Source organism: Streptomyces sp. NBC_01451 (assembly GCF_036227485.1).
Taxonomy (GTDB): domain Bacteria; phylum Actinomycetota; class Actinomycetes; order Streptomycetales; family Streptomycetaceae; genus Streptomyces.
Window position 1 is genome coordinate 4,767,773 of the sequence record NZ_CP109479.1, and the last position, 20,892, is coordinate 4,788,664.

General features: G+C 68.9%; 17 protein-coding genes and 1 tRNA gene. 11 read left to right on the plus strand and 7 right to left on the minus strand.

The features are described from left to right. Positions 1–114: 114 nt before the first annotated feature. Genes OG595_RS20925 through rpmH form a run of 5 tightly spaced genes read right to left on the minus strand, consistent with a single transcriptional unit; the run spans position 115 to position 2,810 of the window. Complete coding sequence (locus OG595_RS20925) at positions 115–630, minus strand: Jag family protein (protein WP_329274023.1); 516 nt, start codon at positions 628–630, stop codon at positions 115–117. 15 nt (positions 631–645) lie between these two features. After that, complete coding sequence (gene yidC, locus OG595_RS20930) at positions 646–1,926, minus strand: membrane protein insertase YidC (RefSeq protein ID WP_329274026.1); 1,281 nt, start codon at positions 1,924–1,926, stop codon at positions 646–648. A 3-nt stretch (positions 1,927–1,929) separates the two neighbouring features. Continuing rightward, positions 1,930–2,283 carry a membrane protein insertion efficiency factor YidD gene (gene yidD, locus OG595_RS20935; protein ID WP_329274028.1) on the minus strand — a complete coding sequence of 118 codons (354 nt, stop codon included), beginning with the start codon at positions 2,281–2,283 and terminating at the stop codon, positions 1,930–1,932. Beyond that, a complete protein-coding gene (rnpA, locus tag OG595_RS20940; RefSeq protein WP_329274030.1) occupies positions 2,280–2,651 on the minus strand; it encodes a ribonuclease P protein component in 372 nt (123 codons plus the stop codon). The genes yidD and rnpA overlap by 4 nt, the downstream gene beginning before the upstream one ends. A gap of 21 nt (positions 2,652–2,672) precedes the next feature. Beyond that, complete coding sequence (rpmH, locus tag OG595_RS20945) at positions 2,673–2,810, minus strand: 50S ribosomal protein L34 (protein ID WP_006381191.1); 138 nt, start codon at positions 2,808–2,810, stop codon at positions 2,673–2,675. A 387-nt stretch (positions 2,811–3,197) separates the two neighbouring features. Between rpmH and dnaA the strand changes: the two genes are divergently transcribed. The 9 genes from dnaA (at position 3,198) to OG595_RS20990 (ending at position 16,194) form a co-directional block, all read left to right on the plus strand. Further along, positions 3,198–5,063: a chromosomal replication initiator protein DnaA gene (dnaA, locus tag OG595_RS20950; protein WP_329274033.1), complete on the plus strand. Its 1,866-nt coding sequence runs from the start codon at positions 3,198–3,200 to the stop codon at positions 5,061–5,063. Between the two features lie 923 nt (positions 5,064–5,986). Continuing rightward, positions 5,987–7,117: a DNA polymerase III subunit beta gene (gene dnaN / locus OG595_RS20955; RefSeq protein WP_329283075.1), complete on the plus strand. Its 1,131-nt coding sequence runs from the start codon at positions 5,987–5,989 to the stop codon at positions 7,115–7,117. A 164-nt stretch (positions 7,118–7,281) separates the two neighbouring features. Beyond that, positions 7,282–8,157, plus strand: coding sequence for a phosphogluconate dehydrogenase (NAD(+)-dependent, decarboxylating) (gene gnd, locus OG595_RS20960; protein WP_329274035.1), 876 nt, complete (start codon positions 7,282–7,284; stop codon positions 8,155–8,157). A 52-nt stretch (positions 8,158–8,209) separates the two neighbouring features. Beyond that, positions 8,210–9,331 (plus strand): DNA replication/repair protein RecF, encoded by a 1,122-nt coding sequence (gene recF, locus OG595_RS20965; protein ID WP_329274037.1) that lies wholly within the window; start codon positions 8,210–8,212, stop codon positions 9,329–9,331. Then, positions 9,328–9,915 (plus strand): DUF721 domain-containing protein, encoded by a 588-nt coding sequence (locus tag OG595_RS20970; protein WP_329274040.1) that lies wholly within the window; start codon positions 9,328–9,330, stop codon positions 9,913–9,915. The genes recF and OG595_RS20970 overlap by 4 nt, the downstream gene beginning before the upstream one ends. A gap of 410 nt (positions 9,916–10,325) precedes the next feature. Then, positions 10,326–12,386, plus strand: coding sequence for a DNA topoisomerase (ATP-hydrolyzing) subunit B (gyrB, locus tag OG595_RS20975; RefSeq protein WP_329274043.1), 2,061 nt, complete (start codon positions 10,326–10,328; stop codon positions 12,384–12,386). 42 nt (positions 12,387–12,428) lie between these two features. After that, positions 12,429–15,035, plus strand: coding sequence for a DNA gyrase subunit A (gene gyrA, locus OG595_RS20980; protein ID WP_329274046.1), 2,607 nt, complete (start codon positions 12,429–12,431; stop codon positions 15,033–15,035). Positions 15,036–15,053: 18 nt separating this feature from the next. Further along, entirely contained in the window at positions 15,054–15,941 is an 888-nt protein-coding gene (locus OG595_RS20985) for a DUF3566 domain-containing protein (RefSeq protein WP_329274049.1), read from the plus strand. Between the two features lie 179 nt (positions 15,942–16,120). Continuing rightward, positions 16,121–16,194, plus strand: a tRNA-Ile gene (locus OG595_RS20990). A 150-nt stretch (positions 16,195–16,344) separates the two neighbouring features. Here OG595_RS20990 and OG595_RS20995 read toward each other — a convergent pair. Continuing rightward, positions 16,345–16,686, minus strand: coding sequence for a DUF6344 domain-containing protein (locus tag OG595_RS20995; protein WP_329274052.1), 342 nt, complete (start codon positions 16,684–16,686; stop codon positions 16,345–16,347). A 349-nt stretch (positions 16,687–17,035) separates the two neighbouring features. Here OG595_RS20995 and OG595_RS21000 point away from each other — a divergent pair, with 349 nt between their 5' ends. Together OG595_RS21000 and OG595_RS21005 are read left to right on the plus strand one after the other, a co-directional pair. Further along, positions 17,036–17,164 carry a DLW-39 family protein gene (locus OG595_RS21000; protein WP_003999697.1) on the plus strand — a complete coding sequence of 43 codons (129 nt, stop codon included), beginning with the start codon at positions 17,036–17,038 and terminating at the stop codon, positions 17,162–17,164. A gap of 291 nt (positions 17,165–17,455) precedes the next feature. After that, the gene (locus OG595_RS21005; protein WP_329274054.1) at positions 17,456–18,817 is read left to right on the plus strand and encodes a hypothetical protein; all 1,362 of its coding nucleotides are present in this window, start codon (positions 17,456–17,458) and stop codon (positions 18,815–18,817) included. A gap of 1 nt (position 18,818) precedes the next feature. On the opposite strand, the gene OG595_RS21010 is transcribed toward OG595_RS21005, so the two are convergent. Continuing rightward, positions 18,819–20,807, minus strand: coding sequence for a serine/threonine-protein kinase (locus OG595_RS21010; protein ID WP_329274055.1), 1,989 nt, complete (start codon positions 20,805–20,807; stop codon positions 18,819–18,821). Positions 20,808–20,892 lie beyond the last annotated feature (85 nt).

Here is a 20,892-nt window from a genome sequence, read left to right on the forward strand (position 1 = left end):
CTGTCGAGGACCACCGGGGGACGAACAAGGGGCCAACAGCTGCCGGGAACTACAGGCTGACAAAGTTCGGCCCCGCCTGCGCAACAGACGGGGCCGGAAGGACGTGCGTACCGATCAGGCGGGAAGGACGACGACGAAGCGCTGGGGCTCCTCGCCCTCGGACTCGCTGCGCAGGCCCGCGGCCTTCACCGCGTCGTGCACGACCTTGCGCTCGAACGGGGTCATCGCCTTCATCTTGACGGGCTCACCGGAGCTCTTGACCTCGGCCGCGGCCTTGGCGCCCAGCTCCGAGAGCTCTTCACGCTTCTTGGCGCGGTAGCCCGCGATGTCGAGCATCAGCCGGCTGCGGTCCCCGGTCTCCCGGTGCACGGCCAGGCGCGTGAGCTCCTGGAGGGCCTCCAGTACCTCGCCGTCCCGGCCGACCAGCTTCTGCAGATCACGGCCGCCCGCGTCGCTGATGATCGAGACAGCGGCGCGATCGGCCTCGACGTCCATGTCGATGTCTCCGTCGAGGTCGGCGATGTCCAGCAGACCTTCGAGGTAGTCCGCCGCGATCTCACCCTCCTGCTCCAGGCGGGACAGGGTGTCGACACCCTCGGCTGCGGCGGAGGTGGTGGTGCCTTCCGTCACGGGATGGACTCCTTCTTACTTCTTGGACGGGGACTTGGGACGCTGCGGACCCTTGCGCTGTCCGGACTGGGCCTTGCTGCGGGTACCGGACGCGGGCTTGGAGGCGGCCTGCTTGGCGGCTCCTCCGGCCGGCTTGGCGTCGTCGGGCTCGTCGGACTTGATCAGCGACGTCGTCGGGGTCTCCGGCTCGGAACCCCCCGCCGACCTGGCGCCGGACTGACGCTGGGACTTGCTCTGGCGCTTGGGCTGCTGACGCTTGGCGGTGGCGGCGGGCGTACCGTCCTCGGTCTCGGCGAGCTCCGGGTTCACGCCCTTCGTCACCGTGCCGTCGGGCTGGGCAGCGAGGCCCGCCTTGTTGAGACCGTTGATGAACTTGCGCTCGAACTCGTTGCGGTCGCGGCCCTTGGCGACGATGGCCTTCACGATGGCACGCTCACCGCGGCTGCGGGTCCTGCCGTGCTGCGTGACGTGCTTCTGGAGGCGCTCCAGGTGAGCGGCCTGCGCCTTGCTGCCCGGCGTCGGGTTGTTGCGGATGACGTACATCTGCTGGCCCATGGTCCACATGTTGGTGGTCAGCCAGTAGACGAGGACACCGACGGGGAAGTTGATGCCGAAGAAGGCGAACATGACCGGGAAGACGTACATCAGCATCTTCTGCTGCTGCATGAACGGGGTCTTCACCGTGGTGTCGACGTTCTTCAGCATCAGCTGGCGCTGTGTGTAGAACTGCGACGCCGACATGAGGACGATCATGATCGCGGTGATGACCCGGACGTCCGTGATCGAGGCGCCGAGGGCCTCGACCTTGCTCGAACTGTCCATGAACTTCGAGGCCAGCGGAGCGCCGAAGATGTGCGCCTTCCGGGCACTCTCCAGCAGTTCGGCGTTGATGACCCCGATCTTGTCGCCCGAGGCGATGCCGTTCAGGACGTGGTACAGGGCGAAGAAGAACGGAGACTGCGCCAGGATGGGAAGGCACGAGGAGAGCGGGTTGGTGCCCGTCTCCTTGTACAGCTTCATCATCTCTTCGGACTGGCGCTGCTTGTCGTTCTTGTAGCGCTCCTGGATCTTCTTCATCTCGGGCTGCAGCGTCTGCATGGCCCGGGTCGCCTTGATCTGCTTCACGAAGAGCGGGATCAGGCAGATGCGGATCAGGATCACCAGGGACACGATGGACAAGCCCCAGGCCCAGCCGGTGTCAGGGCCGAAGATCGCGCCGTACACACTGTGGAACTGGACGATGACCCAGGAAACGGGTGTCGTGATGAAGCTGAAAATGCTGGCAATCGTGTCCACTAATCATGCTCCTTGGACATGGGACGGGGTCTCGGCGGCCGGACTCGAAGGATTCTGTCCCCCGATGGCCGCGCCGGCGGCGGAGGTCCCGCCCTTGCGTGCATGCCAGGTGTTGCGCAGCATTTCGTGCCACCGCGGGCGCTTGCGCGGGGGGACATGGTCCACACCGCCGAGCGACCACGGGTTGCACCGCAGGATGCGCCAGGCGGTCAGTGCCGTCCCCTTGACCGCACCGTGCCGGTCGATGGCCGTATGGCCGTAGTGGGAGCACGACGGGTAGTACTTGCACACGGGCCCGAGCAGCGGACTGATCGTCCACTGGTACAGCTTGATCAGAGCCAGCAGCGGGTACTTCATCGCGCGCCCCCTCCCAGCAGCCGCTGCAGAGCGGCGTCCAGGTCTCGGGCCAGCTGTGCATGGTCGGCGTCGCCCGCACCGGGCAACGCTCGTACGACTACCAGGCTACCGGGGGGCAGCTCGGCGACTCGGTCGCGCATCAGGTGGCGAAGCCTGCGCTTCACCTTGTTGCGGACGACCGCGCCGCCGACTGCCTTGCTGACGACGAAACCCGCACGCGTCGGGGGAGCGCTCTCCCCAGGCGCGTGCGGGTCCGTGGTACCGCTACGAATGTGGACGACGAGGAGCGGACGGCCGGCCCGGCGGCCCCGTCGTACCGCGGTCGCGAATTCCTCGCGCCGCCTCAGCCGATGCTCGGTAGGCAGCACGACGTCATGACCTGATCAGGATCAGGCGGACAGGCTCGCGCGACCCTTGCCACGGCGGTTCGCGAGAATCGCGCGACCGGCACGGGTGCGCATCCGCAGGCGGAAGCCGTGGGTCTTCGCGCGGCGACGGTTGTTCGGCTGGAAGGTGCGCTTGCTCACTCGGGGGCTCCAGAAAGAATCGGTAGATACCGGGGTGCCGTCTTGGCTGTCACCGTGCGCCCACGAGTAGCTCGCTTACGCCCGATTGCACCGCTCCCGATCACTGAAGGATGCCCTGGTAGGAGCACTCGTACGTGATCTATGCCCATCGGAGGCAGGCGGCAGCAGCCATCGACAACTCGACCTGGTCACGGTACGCGGGGCTACGCCATCCGGTCAAACCAGCACCCGGGGCGAGACACTATCCACAGCCTGGGGACAACAACTTGAACCGCACCGGTCGCCCTGACTACCGTGGCCGGACTCCCTATCGCCCGTCCCACCCGAAGTACATCCCGATACGTCCCAGAACCACACGTTCGTGGGACCCGTGAGAGAGCGTGCCCTGTGGCTGACGTACCTGCCGATCTTGCCGCAGTGTGGCCACGAGTGCTGGAACATCTCCTCGGTGAGGGCCGTGGGCAGGGCGTCGAGGTGAAGGACGAGCGCTGGATCAGGCGCTGCCAGCCGCTGGCCCTGGTCGCGGACACCGCACTGCTCGCCGTACCGAACGAATTTGCGAAAGGTGTGCTCGAAGGCCGCCTCGCGCCGATCGTCAGCGAGACACTCAGCCGGGAATGCGGCCGGCCGATCCGCATCGCGATCACCGTGGACGACTCCGTCGACGAGCAGTCCCCGCCCGCACCCCCCGCCCCGCCGCAGTCGCGCTACGAGGGGCCCGAGCACCCGCAGACCCGCGACCCGTACCAGGGATACGGCCGCCACCGCGCCGACGACCACTCCCAGACACGCGACGGCCAGCAGCCCTCCCACGCGGACCAGCTCCCCACCGCCCGCCCCGCCTATCCCTCCGAGTACCAGCGCCCCGATCCCGGCGCCTGGCCCCGGCCGACCCAGGACGACTACGGCTGGCAGCAGCCCCGGCTCGGCTTCCCGGAGCGCGACCCGTACGCGTCACCGTCCTCGGACTACCGCCAGCAGCCCCCGCGCGACCGCTCACCGTACGAACAACAGCGTTCCGACTACGAGCAGCAGCGCGGTGACTACGGACAGCAGCGCTCCGAGTACGAGCCGCGCGACGGCCGCCGCGACCTGTCGGACTCCCCGTCGAACGGCGGTCACGCGCACCGGGGCGGACCCGGGGGCGCCGTGCGTCCCGGCGGCGGCGCACCCGGCTCGCCGGCCTCGCGGCAGACCCCGGCCCCCGGCCCCGGCGAGCCCACCGCACGCCTCAACCCCAAATACCTGTTCGACACGTTCGTCATCGGAGCGTCGAACCGATTCGCCCACGCGGCGGCAGTCGCCGTGGCCGAGGCACCCGCGAAGGCATACAACCCTCTCTTCATCTATGGGGAGTCGGGACTCGGCAAGACGCACCTGCTCCACGCCATCGGGCACTACGCGCGCAGCCTCTACCCCGGCACGCGCGTGCGATATGTGAGCTCGGAGGAGTTCACCAACGAGTTCATCAACTCCATCCGCGACGGCAAGGGCGACAGCTTCCGCAAGCGCTACCGCGAGATGGACATCCTGCTCGTCGACGACATCCAGTTCCTCGCGGACAAGGAGTCGACGCAGGAGGAGTTCTTCCACACCTTCAACACGCTCCACAACGCCAACAAGCAGATCGTGCTGTCCAGCGACCGGCCGCCGAAGCAGCTGGTCACCCTGGAGGACCGGCTGCGGAACCGTTTCGAGTGGGGTCTGATCACCGACGTCCAGCCGCCCGAGCTGGAGACGCGGATCGCCATCCTCCGCAAGAAAGCGGTCCAGGAGCAGCTCAACGCCCCGCCGGAGGTCCTTGAGTTCATCGCCTCCCGCATCTCGCGCAACATCCGTGAGCTGGAGGGCGCGCTGATCCGGGTGACGGCGTTCGCGTCGCTCAACCGGCAGCCGGTGGACCTCGGCCTCACGGAGATCGTCCTCAAGGACCTGATCCCGGGTGGCGAGGACTCGACCCCCGAGATCACCGCGCCGGCCATCATGGCGGCGACCGCCGACTACTTCGGCCTCACGGTCGAGGACCTCTGCGGCAGCTCGCGCGGGCGCCAGCTGGTCACGGCCCGTCAGATCGCCATGTATCTGTGCCGCGAGCTCACGGACCTCTCCCTGCCGAAGATCGGCGCGCAGTTCGGCGGCCGCGACCACACGACCGTCATGCACGCCGACCGCAAGATCCGCGCCCTGATGGCCGAGCGCCGCTCCATCTACAACCAGGTCACCGAGCTGACCAACCGCATCAAGAACGGCTGACAGCAGCGCCGTCACGACACCGAAGGCGCCCCTGGGGATGTGTCCCAGGGGCGCCTTCGCCGTTCTCCGGCGGCTCCCTGAGGGGTGTCGGCCGGGGCCCTCGCCACTTCTGGCACGCGACGGGCGTTGCCGTACCGCAACCCGCTGTTCGAACGCGCGCCGAGTTACGGCCACCCTCCACAGATTTGGTGACTTTCTCGCGTCCACACCCTGGGGACCCAGAAGTTGTCCAGACTGTGTCCACAGGCCAGGCTGGTGATAGACCATCAGACCAGGTCAGGTGGTTGTGGATTGGTGGACAAAAGATCTCCACAGGCTGTGGACAAAGAAATGATCCACAGGCTGTGCACGGAGTTGTCCACCGGCGGCCCACAGGCTGCGGCCGGTTGTCCCCAGCGATCACCGGTTTCTCCACACCCCTGTCCACTGTTCGGCAACACGACGCGCCTCCTCACCACGTCGAGTGAAAGGCGTCACACCAAGGCGTCCGGTTGGGCTGTGGGAAAGGTGGGTAAAGCTGGGGACGGCGCTGGGGAGAAGTCGCCCCCGGCTGTGCATGGGGTGTGCAGAACTTTCTGTTCTCCACAGAGAGGCCGGGTTATCCACCGCCTCCACCCACAGGGTCAGTGGACAAAATTTGCCGCCTGAGCTGCGAAAACGGGGTTATCCACGGTATCCACAGCCCCTACTACTACTGACAACTAGAGAGAGCTCGGAATCCGTTTCGAAGTGGGTCCTGTGCACAACTCGCTGTCGGGAGCCCGGCTGTCCCTCGTCACGACTTGACCCGAGAGGCACCTACTGTCAGTGCTGTGCGTCAGACTGTTCCCGGTGTCCTTCCCAGCACAGGGACCGACGACACCGAGACAGACGACGAAGCCAGGCAGGCCGAGAAGCGCCGGCAACAGCAGGAGGCGGCAACAGTGAAGATCCGGGTGGAACGCGACGTACTCGCGGAGGCAGTTGCCTGGGCGGCGCGCAGCCTCCCGGCCCGTCCACCGGCCCCTGTCCTCGCCGGCCTCCTGCTGAAGGCCGAGGAAGGCCAGCTGAGCCTGTCGAGCTTCGACTACGAGGTCTCCGCGCGGGTGTCGGTGGAGGCCGAAGTCGACGAGGAGGGCACGGTCCTGGTGTCGGGCCGGCTGCTCGCCGACATCTGCCGGGCCCTTCCCAACCGCCCGGTGGAGATCTCCACAGACGGTGTACGGGCGACGGTGGTGTGCGGCTCCTCCCGCTTCACCCTCCACACACTGCCTGTGGAGGAGTACCCGGCGCTGCCGCAGATGCCGACCGCCACCGGCACGGTGCCCGGTGAGGTCTTCGCCTCCGCCGCCGCCCAGGTGGCCATCGCGGCCGGCCGTGACGACACGCTGCCCGTCCTCACCGGTGTGCGCATCGAGATCGAGGGCGACAGGGTGACGCTGGCCTCGACCGACCGCTACCGCTTCGCGGTCCGTGAGTTCCTGTGGAAGCCGGAGGACCCGGAGGCGTCGGCGGTGGCCCTGGTGCCCGCCAAGACGCTCCTGGACACCGCCAAGGCGCTCACGAGCGGCGACAGCGTGATCCTGGCGCTGTCCGGCTCGGGCGCGGGCGAGGGCCTCATCGGTTTCGAGGGTGCCGGCCGTCGCACGACGACGCGTCTGCTGGAGGGCGACCTCCCGAAGTACCGCTCGCTGTTCCCGACGGAGTTCAACTCCATCGCCGTGATCGAGACGGCCCCCTTCGTGGAGGCCGTCAAGCGTGTGGCCCTGGTGGCCGAGCGGAACACCCCGGTGCGGCTGAGCTTCGAGCAGGGTGTGCTCATCCTGGAGGCCGGTTCCAGCGACGACGCACAGGCTGTGGAGAGGGTCGACGCCCAGCTGGAGGGCGACGACGTCTCGATCGCCTTCAACCCGACGTTCCTGCTGGACGGCCTGAGCGCCATCGACTCCCCGGTCGCCCAGCTCTCCTTCACGACGTCCACGAAGCCCGCGCTGCTCAGCGGCAAGCCGGCGGTGGACGCCGAGGCGGACGAGGCGTACAAGTACCTGATCATGCCGGTCCGTCTCAGCGGCTGAGTCCTCCGAGCCGCTGATCGCCTCCGACGAGGAACATCGCAGGTGGGGGCATACGTTTGAGCGCGTATGCCCACAGATGTGCGTGGGCGTCCGGGTTTAGGCTCGGACGTGGGCACGAGCAGCACGAGTGCCCTCATGCCACGTCGCAACCTAAGGAACAACTGATGGAGCTCGGTCTCGTCGGCCTCGGCAAGATGGGCGGCAACATGCGCGAGCGGATCCGCCGCGCAGGTCTCACCGTCATCGGATACGACCGCAACCCGGACGTCGCCGATGTGCACAGCCTGAAGGAGCTTGTGGACGGGCTCAGCGCCCCGCGGGTGGTGTGGGTGATGGTCCCGGCAGGCGCCCCGACCCAGTCCACCGTCGACGAGCTCGCCGAGCTCCTGGAGCCCGGCGACGTCGTCGTGGACGGCGGCAACTCGCGCTGGACGGACGACGAGAAGCACGCGGAGGAGCTGGCGGCCAAGGGCATCGGCTTCGTCGACTGCGGTGTCTCCGGCGGCGTCTGGGGCCTGGAGAACGGCTACGCGCTGATGTACGGCGGCGACGCCGAGGACATCGCCAAGGTGCAGCCGGTCTTCGAGGCGCTCAAGCCGAAGGGCGACCTCGGCGCGGTGCACGCGGGCAGGGTGGGTGCCGGGCACTTCTCGAAGATGGTCCACAACGGCATCGAGTACGCGATGATGCAGGCCTACGCCGAGGGCTGGGAGCTGCTGGAGAAGGTCGACTCCGTCACGGACGTGCGCGAGGTCTTCCGGTCCTGGCAGGAGGGCACCGTCATCCGTTCCTGGCTCCTCGACCTGGCGGTCAACGCCCTCGACGAGGACGAGCACCTGGACCGGTTGCGCGGTTTCGCCGCGGACTCCGGGGAGGGCCGCTGGACCGTGGAGGCCGCCATCGACCACGCGGTTCCGCTGCCCGCGATCACCGCGTCGCTGTTCGCGCGGTTCGCGTCCCGGCAGGACGACTCCCCGCAGATGAAGATGATCGCGGCGCTGCGCAACCAGTTCGGCGGCCACGCGGTCGAGACGAAGTAATCCACAGGACCGCTCAGCGGTCCACAGATCCGGGGGAGGTCGGCGAACGACCATGCACGTCACGCATCTGTCGCTGGCCGACTTCCGCTCGTACGCCGAGGTCGATGTCCCGCTCGAACCGGGCGTCACCGCGTTCGTGGGCCCCAACGGGCAGGGCAAGACCAACCTCGTGGAGGCGGTCGGCTATCTCGCCACGCTGGGCAGCCACCGGGTCTCCTCGGACGCCCCCCTGGTCCGGATGGGCGCCGACCGGGCGATCATCCGGGCGCAGGTCAAGCAGGGCGAGCGGCAGCAGCTGGTCGAACTGGAGCTGAACCCGGGCCGGGCGAACCGCGCCCGCATCAACAGGTCGTCGCAGGTCAGGCCTCGTGACGTACTGGGGATCGTACGGACGGTGCTGTTCGCGCCGGAGGATCTCGCGCTGGTGAAGGGCGACCCGGGTGAGCGGCGGCGGTTCCTCGACGAGCTGATCACCCTGCGCTCCCCGCGGATGGCCGGTGTGCGCTCCGACTACGACCGGGTTCTCAAGCAGCGCAACACGCTCCTCAAGTCGGCGGCGCTGGCGCGGCGGCACGGCGGGCGCACGATGGACCTGTCGACGCTCGACGTGTGGGACCAGCATCTCGCGCGCGTGGGGGCCGAGTTGCTGGCCCAGCGGCTCGACCTGATCGCCGCGATCCAGCCGCTGGCCGACAAGGCGTACGAGCAGCTGGCGCCCGGCGGCGGTCCGCTCGCCCTGGAGTACAGGCCGTCGGCGCCGGGCGAGGCACACGCGCGTGAGGAGCTGTACGAGCAGTTGATGGGGGCCCTGGCCGAGGTCCGCAAGCAGGAGATCGAGCGGGGCGTCACCCTTGTGGGACCGCATCGGGACGATCTGCATCTCAAGCTCGGCCAGCTGCCCGCCAAGGGGTACGCGTCCCACGGCGAGTCGTGGTCGTACGCGCTGGCGCTGCGGCTGGCCTCGTACGACCTGCTGCGGGCCGAGGGGAACGAGCCGGTGCTGGTCCTCGACGACGTGTTCGCCGAGCTGGACACCCGGCGCCGGGAGCGGCTGGCGGAGCTGGTGGCGCCCGGTGAGCAGGTGCTGGTGACGGCCGCGGTCGACGACGACGTGCCGCACGTGCTGGCGGGGGCGCGGTACTCGGTGTCGGAGGGGGCGGTGGAGCGCGTATGACTGCCGACCGGTCGGTGTCCGGGCAGAGCCCGGAGGAATCCCCCGCATCCCCCGCAGCCGCTGCGGCCCCCAAGCCGGTTCCCGAGCCCTCGGGGGTGGATCTCGCGCGGGTGGCGCTCAGGGCGGCGAAAGAGGCGGCACGCGCGCGTGGGGACGCGGCCCAGCAGAAGAAGCAGTCGCGGCGCGGGGGTGGTCTGCGTTCCGGCTCGGGCCGTGACGGACGTGATCCCATGGCGCTCGGGGCGGCGATCAACCGGCTGGTGACGGAGCGCGGTTGGGAGGCGCCGGCCGCGGTGGGCGGGGTGATGGGCCGCTGGCCGCAGATCGTCGGTGAGGACCTGGCCAAGCACTGTGAGCCGGAGTCGTACGACGAGGACGAGCGGGTGCTGACCGTGCGCTGCGACTCGACGGCGTGGGCGACGAACGTACGGCTGCTGGCGCCGCAGCTGGTCGCACGGCTGAACGAGGATCTCGGGCAGGGCAGGGTGCGGCTGATCAAGGTGCTCGGACCCCATGGTCCGGCCCGGCGTTTCGGCCCGCTGCGGGCGCCCGGGAGCGTCGGCCCCGGTGACACCTACGGGTGAGCCCCGCCATTCACTGTGGGTGAGCTGTGTCACATGGAACGGGCGGCCGGAACCCGCGGACGGTCGTGCGCGCGTTCGCGAATCCCTACTTGACTCCCCGGTAGCCAAGGGTTGACACCCGGAAGCGCTGAGTGCCACTCCAAGCCCCTTGGAGCCCCGCTCCGTATATGGGGACTCGGGAGAGACCGGTTGAGGGCGGCACATGCGGACTCAGGTACCGGCAAACCCCCATCACTGTCGGCGCTACCGGTAGACTGGGAGCTAATCCCGCCCCGTTGGAGGGGACCACCGGGAAATGGTGTGCACCGCTGACTAAGGCTTACCAACGCAACACGCCGCAGCCGCTCCGGCCGCCCTCTCCAAGAGAGGACTCCGGAGTTCGGCTTGTGCTGTGCCAGAAAGGGCGCTTCGTGGCCGATTCCGGCAACCCCAACGAGAACATCCCGTCCACCGACGCCGGCGCGAACGTCGAGGCGATCTCCATGAACGACGAGGTCACCGCCTCGTACGACGCCAGCGCCATCACCGTCCTCGAGGGTTTGGACGCGGTCCGCAAGCGACCCGGCATGTACATCGGTTCGACCGGTGAGCGTGGCCTGCACCACCTGGTGCAGGAGGTCGTCGACAACTCCGTCGACGAGGCGCTGGCCGGTCACGCGGACACCATCGACGTGACGATCCTCGCCGACGGCGGCGTGCGCGTCGTCGACAACGGCCGGGGCATCCCGGTGGGCATCGTCCCGTCCGAGGGCAAACCGGCCCTTGAGGTCGTGCTGACCGTGCTCCACGCGGGCGGCAAGTTCGGCGGCGGCGGCTACGCGGTCTCCGGCGGTCTGCACGGCGTCGGTGTCTCCGTCGTGAACGCCCTGTCCAGCAGGGTCGCGGTCGAGGTCAGGACGGACGGCTACCGCTGGACGCAGGACTACAAGCTGGGCGTCCCGACTGCTCCGCTGGCCCAGCACGAGGCGACGACCGAGCACGGCACGTCGGTCACCTTCTGGGCCGACGCCGACATCTTCGAGACGACCGAGTACTCCTTCGAGACGCTCTCGCGGCGCTTCCAGGAGATGGCCTTCCTCAACAAGGGCCTGACGATCAACCTCACGGACGAGCGTGAGGTGGCGAAGGCCACCACCGGGGCGGACGAGGCGGGTGCCGACGCGAAGGACGAGGTCAGGACCGTCTCGTACCACTACGAGGGCGGCATCGTCGACTACGTGACGTACCTCAACTCCCGCAAGGGAGAAGTGGTGCACGCGACCGTCATCGACCTGGAGGCCGAGGACAGGGAGAAGAGCCTGTCCCTGGAGGTCGCGATGCAGTGGAACAGCGGTTACACGGAGGGTGTGTACTCCTTCGCGAACATCATCCACACGCACGAGGGCGGTACGCACGAGGAGGGCTTCCGTGCCGCGCTGACCTCGCTGATCAACAAGTACGCGCGCGACAAGAAGCTGCTCCGTGAGAAGGACGACAACCTCACGGGCGACGACATCCGCGAGGGTCTGACCGCGATCATCTCGGTCAAGCTGGCGGAGCCCCAGTTCGAGGGGCAGACGAAGACCAAGCTCGGCAACACCGAGGCGAAGACCTTCGTGCAGAAGGCGGTCTACGAGCACCTCAACGACTGGTTGGACCGCAACCCGAACGAGGCCTCGGACATCATCCGCAAGGGCATCCAGGCGGCCACCGCGCGCGTGGCGGCCCGCAAGGCCCGTGACCTCACCCGTCGCAAGGGCCTGCTGGAGACCGCGTCCCTGCCGGGCAAGCTGTCCGACTGCCAGTCGAACGACCCCACCAAGTGCGAGATCTTCATCGTCGAGGGTGACTCCGCCGGCGGCTCGGCCAAGTCCGGCCGCAACCCGCAGTACCAGGCGATCCTCCCGATCCGCGGCAAGATCCTCAACGTGGAGAAGGCCAGGATCGACAAGATCCTCCAGAACCAGGAGATCCAGGCACTGATCTCCGCCTTCGGTACCGGGGTCCACGAGGACTTCGACATCGCGAGGCTGCGCTATCACAAGATCATCCTGATGGCGGACGCCGACGTCGACGGGCAGCACATCAACACCCTGCTGCTGACCTTCCTGTTCCGCTTCATGCGCCCGCTGGTCGAGGCCGGACACGTGTTCCTCTCACGCCCCCCGCTGTACAAGATCAAGTGGGGCCGGGACGACTTCGAGTACGCGTACTCGGACCGTGAGCGCGACGCGCTGATCGAGCACGGCAGGCAGAACGGCAAGCGCACCCGGGACGACTCGGTCCAGCGCTTCAAGGGCCTCGGCGAGATGAACGCCGAGGAACTGCGCATCACGACGATGGACCAGGAGCACCGGGTCCTCGGCCAGGTCACGCTCGACGACGCCGCGCAGGCCGACGACCTGTTCTCGGTCCTGATGGGCGAGGACGTCGAGGCGCGCCGCGCGTTCATCCAGCGCAACGCCAAGGACGTCCGCTTCCTCGACATCTGAGTCGGTCTCAGCTGACCGCATCAGAAAGGATCTTCACCAGCAATGACCGACGAGACACCTCTTTCACCCGCCGGCCCGGGCACGCCCGAAGAGGGCCGGATCACGCTGCGCGTCGAGCCCGTCGGGCTCGAGACCGAGATGCAGCGCTCGTACCTCGACTACGCGATGTCCGTCATCGTGTCGCGCGCGCTGCCCGACGTACGGGACGGTCTCAAGCCCGTGCACCGCCGCGTCCTGTACGCCATGTACGACGGCGGCTACCGGCCCGAGAAGGGCTTCTACAAGTGCGCCCGCGTCGTCGGTGACGTCATGGGCACCTACCACCCGCACGGCGACTCCTCGATCTACGACGCGCTGGTCCGTCTCGCGCAGCCGTGGTCGATGCGGATGCCGCTGGTGGACTCCAACGGCAACTTCGGTTCCCCGGGCAACGACCCGGCCGCCGCCATGCGGTACACCGAGTGCAAGCTGAAGCCGCTGTCCATGGAGATGGTCCGTGACATCGACGAGGAGACCGTCGACTTCACGGACAACTACGACGGCCGCAACCAGGAGCCGACGGTTCTGCCGGCGCGCTTCCCGAACCTGCTGATCAACGGCTCCGCGGGCATCGCGGTCGGTATGGCGACCAACATCCCGCCGCACAACCTCCGCGAGGTCGCGTCCGGCGCCCAGTGGTACCTGGAGAACCCCGAGGCCTCGCACGAGGAGCTGCTCGACGCGCTGATCGAGCGCATCAAGGGCCCCGACTTCCCCAGCGGCGCGCTGGTGGTGGGCCGTAAGGGCATCGAGGAGGCGTACCGCACGGGCCGTGGCTCCATCACGATGCGCGCGGTCGTCGACGTCGAGGAGATCCAGAACCGCCAGTGCCTGGTGGTCACCGAACTCCCCTACCAGGTCAACCCGGACAACCTTGCGCAGAAGATCGCCGACCTGGTGAAGGACGGCAAGGTCGGCGGTATCGCGGACGTCCGCGACGAGACGTCGTCCCGTACGGGCCAGCGCCTGGTCATCGTCCTGAAGCGGGACGCGGTCGCCAAGGTGGTGCTGAACAACCTCTACAAGCACACCGACCTCCAGACGAACTTCGGCGCGAACATGCTGGCGCTGGTGGACGGCGTACCGAGGACCCTGTCCCTGGACGCGTTCATCCGGCACTGGGTGACGCACCAGATCGAGGTCATCGTCCGGCGTACGCGCTTCAGGCTGCGCAAGGCCGAGGAGCGCGCGCACATCCTGCGTGGCCTCCTGAAGGCCCTGGACGCCATCGACGACGTCATCGCGCTGATCCGGCGCAGTGACACCGTCGAGATCGCGCGCGAGGGCCTGATGGGCCTCCTGGAGATCGACGAGATCCAGGCCAACGCCATCCTGGAGATGCAGCTGCGCCGGCTGGCGGCTCTGGAGCGCCAGAAGATCGTCGCCGAGCACGACGAGCTGCAGGCGAAGATCCGTGAGTACAACGAGATCCTCGCCTCGCCCGTGCGCCAGCGGGGCATCATCAGCGAGGAACTCGCGGCGATCGTGGAGAAGTTCGGCGACGACCGGCGCTCCAAGCTGGTTCCGTTCGACGGTGACATGTCCATCGAGGACCTGATCGCCGAAGAGGACATCGTCGTCACGATCTCGCGCGGTGGCTACGTCAAGCGCACCAAGACCGAGGACTACCGCTCGCAGAAGCGAGGCGGCAAGGGCGTGCGGGGCACGAAGCTCAAGGAAGACGACATCGTCGACCACTTCTTCGTGTCGACCACGCACCACTGGCTGCTGTTCTTCACCAACAAGGGCCGTGTCTACCGGGCGAAGGCGTACGAGCTGCCCGACGCCGGACGTGACGCGCGTGGACAGCACGTCGCCAACCTGCTGGCCTTCCAGCCGGACGAGGCGATCGCGGAGATCCTCGCGATCCGCGACTACGAGGCGGCGCCCTACCTCGTGCTGGCCACCAAGGGTGGTCTGGTGAAGAAGACGCCTCTGAAGGATTACGATTCCCCGCGTTCGGGCGGTGTCATCGCGATCAACCTCCGTGAGACGGAGGACGGTTCCGACGACGAACTGATCGGCGCCGAACTCGTATCGGCAGAGGACGATCTGCTGCTGATCAGCAGGAAGGCACAGTCGATCAGGTTCACGGCGACGGACGACGCACTGCGTCCGATGGGCCGGGCCACCTCGGGTGTCAAGGGCATGAGCTTCCGTGAGGGAGACCAGCTGCTCTCGATGAATGTTGTTCGACCCGGTACGTTCGTGTTCACTGCTACCGACGGCGGGTATGCGAAGCGGACCAATGTCGACGAGTACCGCGTCCAGGGGCGTGGCGGCCTGGGTATCAAGGCTGCCAAGATCGTCGAGGACCGCGGTTCTCTCGTCGGTGCGCTGGTGGTGGAGGAGACCGACGAGATCCTCGCCATCACGCTCTCCGGCGGTGTGATTCGTACGCGAGTCAATGAGGTCAGGGAGACGGGCCGTGACACCATGGGCGTCCAACTGATCAACCTGGGCAAGCGCGATGCCGTGGTCGGCATCGCACGAAACGCCGAGGCGGGAAGCGAGGCCGAGGCGGTCGACGGCGAGGACGCCGTGGACGAGTCGGCCGAGGGTACCGCGACCATCGGCCCGGACGAGGGCGATCAGTCCTCGTCGGAGTAGCGCGAGGAGTGAGTCAACGTGAGCGGAGCCACGGGCGCCGGTTCGTCCGGCAGTTCGTCCGGTCCCTCGACCGGTACGGACAAAGACGGCGGCGGTCGTGGCTCCGCCGCGCGTGCGACCGATGGGCAGCAGGGTGCGAGGGACGCGCACAGTGCGACAGATCCGCACACGACCAACCTGCAGGCCATCAAGCCGCGCACGAGCGGCAAGCGCTCGCCCGACACACGTGGATCCCAAGGATCCCAGGGGGGAACCGTGACGGACGCCAGAAGTCCGCAGACCCAGCAGTACGGGGCCGGCGGGGGCCAGGCCGCCCCGGGTGCCATGCCGGTGGTGGAGCCCGCCGCGCCGCCGCAGTCGCCGTTGCCCGGTGAGCGGCAGCCGCAGCAGTCCGCTGGGCCCTACCACCCGCCGCAGGCCTACCCGTCGGCCGCTGCGGCCGTCCCCGCGGCCCCGGTCCAGGCACCGGCGCAGGTTCAGGCCACTCCTGCGGGGGCCGTACGGCGCCCGCGTACGGGGGCGAGCACCCTGCCCCGTACGCGCAAGGCGCGGCTGCGCGTGTCCAAGGCCGACCCGTGGTCGGTGATGAAGGTCAGCTTCCTGCTGTCGATCGCGCTGGGCATCTGCACGATCGTGGCGGCGGTGGTCCTGTGGATGGTCATGGACGCGATGGGCGTCTTCTCGACCGTCGGCGGCACGATCTCCGAGGCCACGGGTTCCAACGAGTCGAACGGCTTCGACCTCCAGTCGTTCCTTTCGCTCCGGAACGTCGTGCTGTTCACGTCGGTCATCGCGGTCATCGACGTCGTCCTCGCGACGGCGCTGGCGACGCTCGGCGCGTTCATCTACAACCTCTCCGCGGGCTTCGTCGGCGGCATCGAGCTGACGCTCGCCGAGGACGAGTGAACTGCGGCGTGAACTGCCGCGTGAACCGGTGAGTCCACCGGTGAAGCGCAGGTGGGGCGCGGGTGAGGGATGTTCTCGAACGTCGCCCGCCCGTCGCCCGGCTATCGATTTTGGGACTGGCCGCGTCGTGCGCTAATCTTCAGAGGTCAGCGCGCGGGACATACACCGCAGAGCGCGGCGGGGCTATAGCTCAGTTGGTTAGAGCGCATCCCTGATAAGGATGAGGCCACAGGTTCAAATCCTGTTAGCCCCACAGCGAAAAGACCCCCAGCCAGTGATGGTTGGGGGTCTTTCGTCTGTCCTGGTGCTTCTCCGTGTGGCTTTGTACGCAAGTTCGCCGCTACATGGGGAGGGGGATCACACGAGGGTCAGGGTCATGGTGCCTGGTGCCCCGCGGGCGGGGTCAGGACGGCGGCTGTGGGGCCGTCTCGGCGTCCGTGTCGGTCTGCGGGCCGGCTTCCGTCTCGGCGTCCGTGTCCGCGGGTGAGCGGTGACGGCAACTCGGGGAGGAGCCGTGGGCCTCGGCTCGGATGCGCTGCTTCATCGTGGGGGGCAGGGACCGGGCGTAGGACCAGGCCCCGTCGGCCGGCGCGGGCAGTGCTGCGGTCGCGGTGCACTTGCGCGTCGGGTGGCTCTCGGCTACCGCCGCGGTGGCGGTCGTCGTGATCAGGCCGAGCGTCGTGCACAGCGCCAGGAAGGCGGTGACGACGACGGTCCACAGCTTCATGACCTTGTTCTGGGCCATTGCCCCTCACTTTCAGGTTGGGCGATTTGCGTACTTTCCTCATGATGTGTATGGCGACCGCGAAGTGGTGGACCGACGCCCGTGGCGCGTCGATCTTCAGATGAACACCACTCGAATGGTCGCAAAGTGGTTGATAGGCGTGAAGGCATGGAGGAATTCGGGTGCAACGGGGCGAATAGTCACGGTACGTGGAGATGTGATCACCCTCCGATCGGAGCGGTGTCGTCCGCTTCTACTGCTGTGCGCCGGGCGGGAGTTGGGGGCCGGAGCAGGTCACCGATCGGTCTCGGTCGGAGGGTATAGTCGGGCGCCAGAGGTCCCCTACGTCAAGGAAAGACGAGGTCGCACGGTGAAGAAGCTTCTCCTGGTCGCACTGGCCGCCATCGGCGGGCTCCTCGTGTACCGCCAGATCCAGGCGGATCGCGCCGAGCAGGATCTGTGGACGGAGGCGACCGACTCCGTGCCCACGGGTTCCTGAGTATCGACATCAGTCTGTGAACAGACCCCGGCCGCCGACGCGGTCGGGGTTTTGTGCTGTCGGGGGACGCGAAGCATGGTTCGCTGTCGTGAACAAAGTGATCGCTTGGGCAAATTGAGTGCCTTGGAGAGGCTTGTTTCGGGCGCTCGTACGAATTGCGGGCGTGCCGGGACTCCCGGCGGGGCAGGATGGGCGACGGTCCGGGCAGAGACCGTGCCCGGATGTCGCGCGGACGTTGGACGGTTCGGGCACGGCGGGGCATGGCGAGGCGTTGACGAGGGGTGGCGCGTGATGGGGCGGCGCACGGTACGGGGCGCGGTCGTGGCGGCGGTGCTGTGTGCTGTGGCGGCAATGGGCGCGGGCCCGGGGGCCGGCTCCGCGGCGGTCGCCGCGCCGGATGCGGACACGTACGCCTTCGCCGAGGGCGCCCAGGCCGTCGAGGGGGCCGCCAGCACCACGGACGCCGTGCGGCTGGAGCCCGGCGGGACCTACCGGAGCACCCTCCCGGTCAACGGCAGGATCTACTTCCGCCTCGCGCTCGACGCCACGTCGAACGCGTACGTCTCCGCCACCGCCGTTCCCCGGCAGGGCACGGCGGTCTCCTCCTCCGACGGTGTCAGGGTGGCCGTGCAGGACGCGGACGCCCGTTCCTGCTCCTACGACAGCACACGCTTCGGGGCCTCCCGCAGCCCGCATCCGGTCGCCGCCTGGGCGTCGCGCGCGACCGACGGCGAGACGACGGCGTGTCAGGAAGCCGGTACGTACTACGTGGTCGTGGACCGCATCGACTCGGCGGGCTCGTCGTCGGACGACTGGGACCTGGAGCTGGCCTACGTGTCGGAGCCGGGCCTCGTGAACAAGGTCGCGACGACCGCGCCCGAGACCCCCGAGTCCTGGAACTCCGCTTCTCCCGACCCGCTCACCGGTGACGCCGTCCACCGCGAGGGCGGCGCTGGCTTCGCCGCCGCCACCGCGGTGGGGCAGGGTGTCTGGCAGGACGACATCACGCCCGGCCGGACACGGTTCTACCGGGTGCCCGTCGACTGGGGGCAGCAACTCCACGTGGTTGCCGAACTGGGCAGTTCCAGCGGTGTTTCCAGCGGCGGCGGCCAGAGCGTCAGCAGCGCGCTCGTCATGTCCCTCTACAACCCCGCGCGCGGGTACGTCGACGACGAGGGCTTCCTCTACGACGGCCGCCAGATCTCTGTCGCCCTCGATCCGCTGCCACCCGTCGCCTACGCCAACCGCTACGGCGTCGGCGACCGGACGAGCGGGATGCGGTTCGCCGGCTCGTACTACCTCGTCGTCCATCTCGCAGAGCAGGTGACGGAACGATTCGGCGCGGGGCCGTACGGGCTGACGCTGCGGGTGCAGGTGAGCGGTACGGCGCAGGACGCACCCGAGTACCTGGGGCAGTCCGTGCCCCGGGACGCGTTCGCGGTCACCGAGCAGGACCGGGAGGTGGCCGGAGGCTGGACGTCGGGTGTGGTGGCGGGGGGTATGGGGGCCGACGACGGGGCGGACGGGAGCGGCGGGGGCGGTGACGCCGCCATGCAGGTCGTCGCGGTGAGCGGCATCGGGGCGGGGAGCGTGCTGGTGCTGGTGCTCGCACTGTGGACGCTGGTCGCCCGGCGGCGGGCCGGCCGCACTTAGCTCAGATGCGGAACAGGGCCCAGAAACCCACGGCGTAGCAGGCCAGGGCGAGGAACAGAACCGGTATCGCCACCTTCGCGGGCGGACCGGGGCGACGCTGACGGCGTCGGCCGCGGTGCTGCGGAACCGCCTGCGGGGCGAACGTGGCCTGCGGGGACCGGTCGGCGTACGACGAGGACGAGGCGTACGCGTCCTGCCGCAGTGTCGGAGTGGGAGTCGCGGTCGCGGTCGGGGCCTGCACTGCTGTCCCGGGCGTGGGCTGGTGGGGGGAGGCCGGATGCGCGGGCTCGAAGGGTGCGGCACCGAAGGACGGGACCTCGAAGGGCGGGGGCGCGTGGACCGCTCCCGGCGCCGCGAGCGGGACAGCCGTGGGGGGAGTGGAGGGCTGCGCCGGCCGGTGCCGGGAGTGCTCGTGCAGTGATGTGCCGGAGGCGACGGTGACCTGGGGAGGGGGCAGGTGGAAGCTCCCCGTGTCCGACATGCTGGACGGCTGGGGCGGGACCACCGCCGGGGGGAGAGGGGGGTGAGACGGGCGTGGAGGCGCGGCGTCCGGCTGGGGCGGGACGCCGTTCCGCTGAGCGAGGTGAGCCGGGTGCGCAGGGTGAGCGGGGTACGTCGGCGGAGTCGGTGAAGCCTGCGGGCCCTGTTCGGCGGCACCGGCGCTGTCCGGCCGCGGGGGCGGACCCGGTACGGAGCCGGCACCTGGCCAGTTCGGGGCGGCGCCCGATGACGGCCAGGCCTGCCCGGCTCCGGACCCGGCGCTTGCGGGCGTGGGGTCCTTGACCGGCCTGGCGGGCAGGGCACCCGTGCCTGGTCCGGAGGGCGGGGGGACGGCTCCCGGTGCCGGCCCGGGATCCGGCGCCTGACCGGGTGTCGGACCCGGCATCGGCTTGTGCCCGGGCCCTGTGTGCGTGCCGCCGGTCGCCGGGCCGGTGGGCGTGCCGTCCGGGTTGGGTTCGCGGTACGGGTCGTATCGGCGGGCTGCTCCCGGGCCGGTGTCCATGCCGGTGGGCATGCTGTCCGGCTCGCCGCGTCCGGCGCCGGTGTCGGACCTGCCCGTCGCTGTGCCGGTGCGCGCGCCGCCGTTCGTGGTCACACCGGGGGACGGTTTGAGGGGGCCGGTCGGGGCGAAGCCCTTGGGGAGCGGGCCGAGTTGGTCGAAGATCTCGATCAGCTCGTCGTCGGGGCCGGGCTCGGGCAGGAGTTCGGCGGCCTGGGCGAGGGCCTTGCGCGCGCCCGTGGCGGTGCGGAACCGCGCCTGCGGGTCCGGTTGCAGCAGCGTCGCCACGACCTGCCAGAGCGGCTCGGGTATGCCCTTGGGGGCGCTGGGCGTGCCGTGCGCCGCGAAGTACTCGATGAGGGCCTTGGAGTCCGGCTTGGCGCCCTCCAGGAGATAGAGCGCGACGAGGCCCACGGCGAACAGGTCGGAGGGGAAGTCCGGGTCCGCGCCCAGCATTTGCTCGGGGGCGAAGTAGCCGGGCGTGCCCACCACGTAGTCGGTCTCCGTCAGCCGTGGCTCGCCCAGCCGCATCGCGATGCCGAAGTCGGACAGCCGCAGCCGAGGCCGGCCCGTACCGGTCGCTTCGAGCAGCACGTTGGCGGGCTTGATGTCGCGGTGCACGACGCCCTCCGCGTGCACGGCGGCGAGGCCGGAGAGGAGCTGGTCGACCAGGGTGCATACGAACGCCGGCGGCAGCGGGCCGTAGTCGGCGATCAGATGGACGAGCGAGCCTCCGGCGACCAGGTCCATGGTGAACAGGACCTTGTCGTCGTCGGCGGCCCAGCTGGCCGGGGCGAGGACATGCGGGTGGTCGATCCGCAGGGCCTGTTCGCGGACGAAGCGCAGCAGTGAGTGGGCGTCGCTCTGCTGCAGGACCTTGGCGGCCACATACCGGCGTCGGCGGTGGTCCCAGGCGCGCCAGACGGCGCCGACTCCCCCACGCCCGATCGGATCGGCCAGTTCGTACCGGCCGGCGAAGACCTCACCCATGGCTCTGCGTCGATCCCCCTTCGGATCACCGCTCGGTCGGTTCCGGACCGGTGAATGGTACGGCTCCTCCTACCCCACTCCGGAG

Excerpts from the sequence above, each read along its gene's own strand:
- yidD (WP_329274028.1), bottom strand. The coding sequence starts at position 2,283 with ATGAAGTACCCGCTGCTGGCTCTGATCAAGCTGTACCAGTGGACGATC.
- gnd (WP_329274035.1), top strand. The coding sequence starts at position 7,282 with ATGGAGCTCGGTCTCGTCGGCCTCGGCAAGATGGGCGGCAACATGCGC.
- recF (WP_329274037.1), top strand. The coding sequence starts at position 8,210 with ATGCACGTCACGCATCTGTCGCTGGCCGACTTCCGCTCGTACGCCGAG.
- OG595_RS20970 (WP_329274040.1), top strand. The coding sequence starts at position 9,328 with ATGACTGCCGACCGGTCGGTGTCCGGGCAGAGCCCGGAGGAATCCCCC.
- gyrA (WP_329274046.1), top strand. The coding sequence starts at position 12,429 with ATGACCGACGAGACACCTCTTTCACCCGCCGGCCCGGGCACGCCCGAA.
- OG595_RS20995 (WP_329274052.1), bottom strand. The coding sequence starts at position 16,686 with ATGGCCCAGAACAAGGTCATGAAGCTGTGGACCGTCGTCGTCACCGCC.
- OG595_RS21005 (WP_329274054.1), top strand. The coding sequence starts at position 17,456 with ATGGGGCGGCGCACGGTACGGGGCGCGGTCGTGGCGGCGGTGCTGTGT.
- OG595_RS21010 (WP_329274055.1), bottom strand. The coding sequence starts at position 20,807 with ATGGGTGAGGTCTTCGCCGGCCGGTACGAACTGGCCGATCCGATCGGG.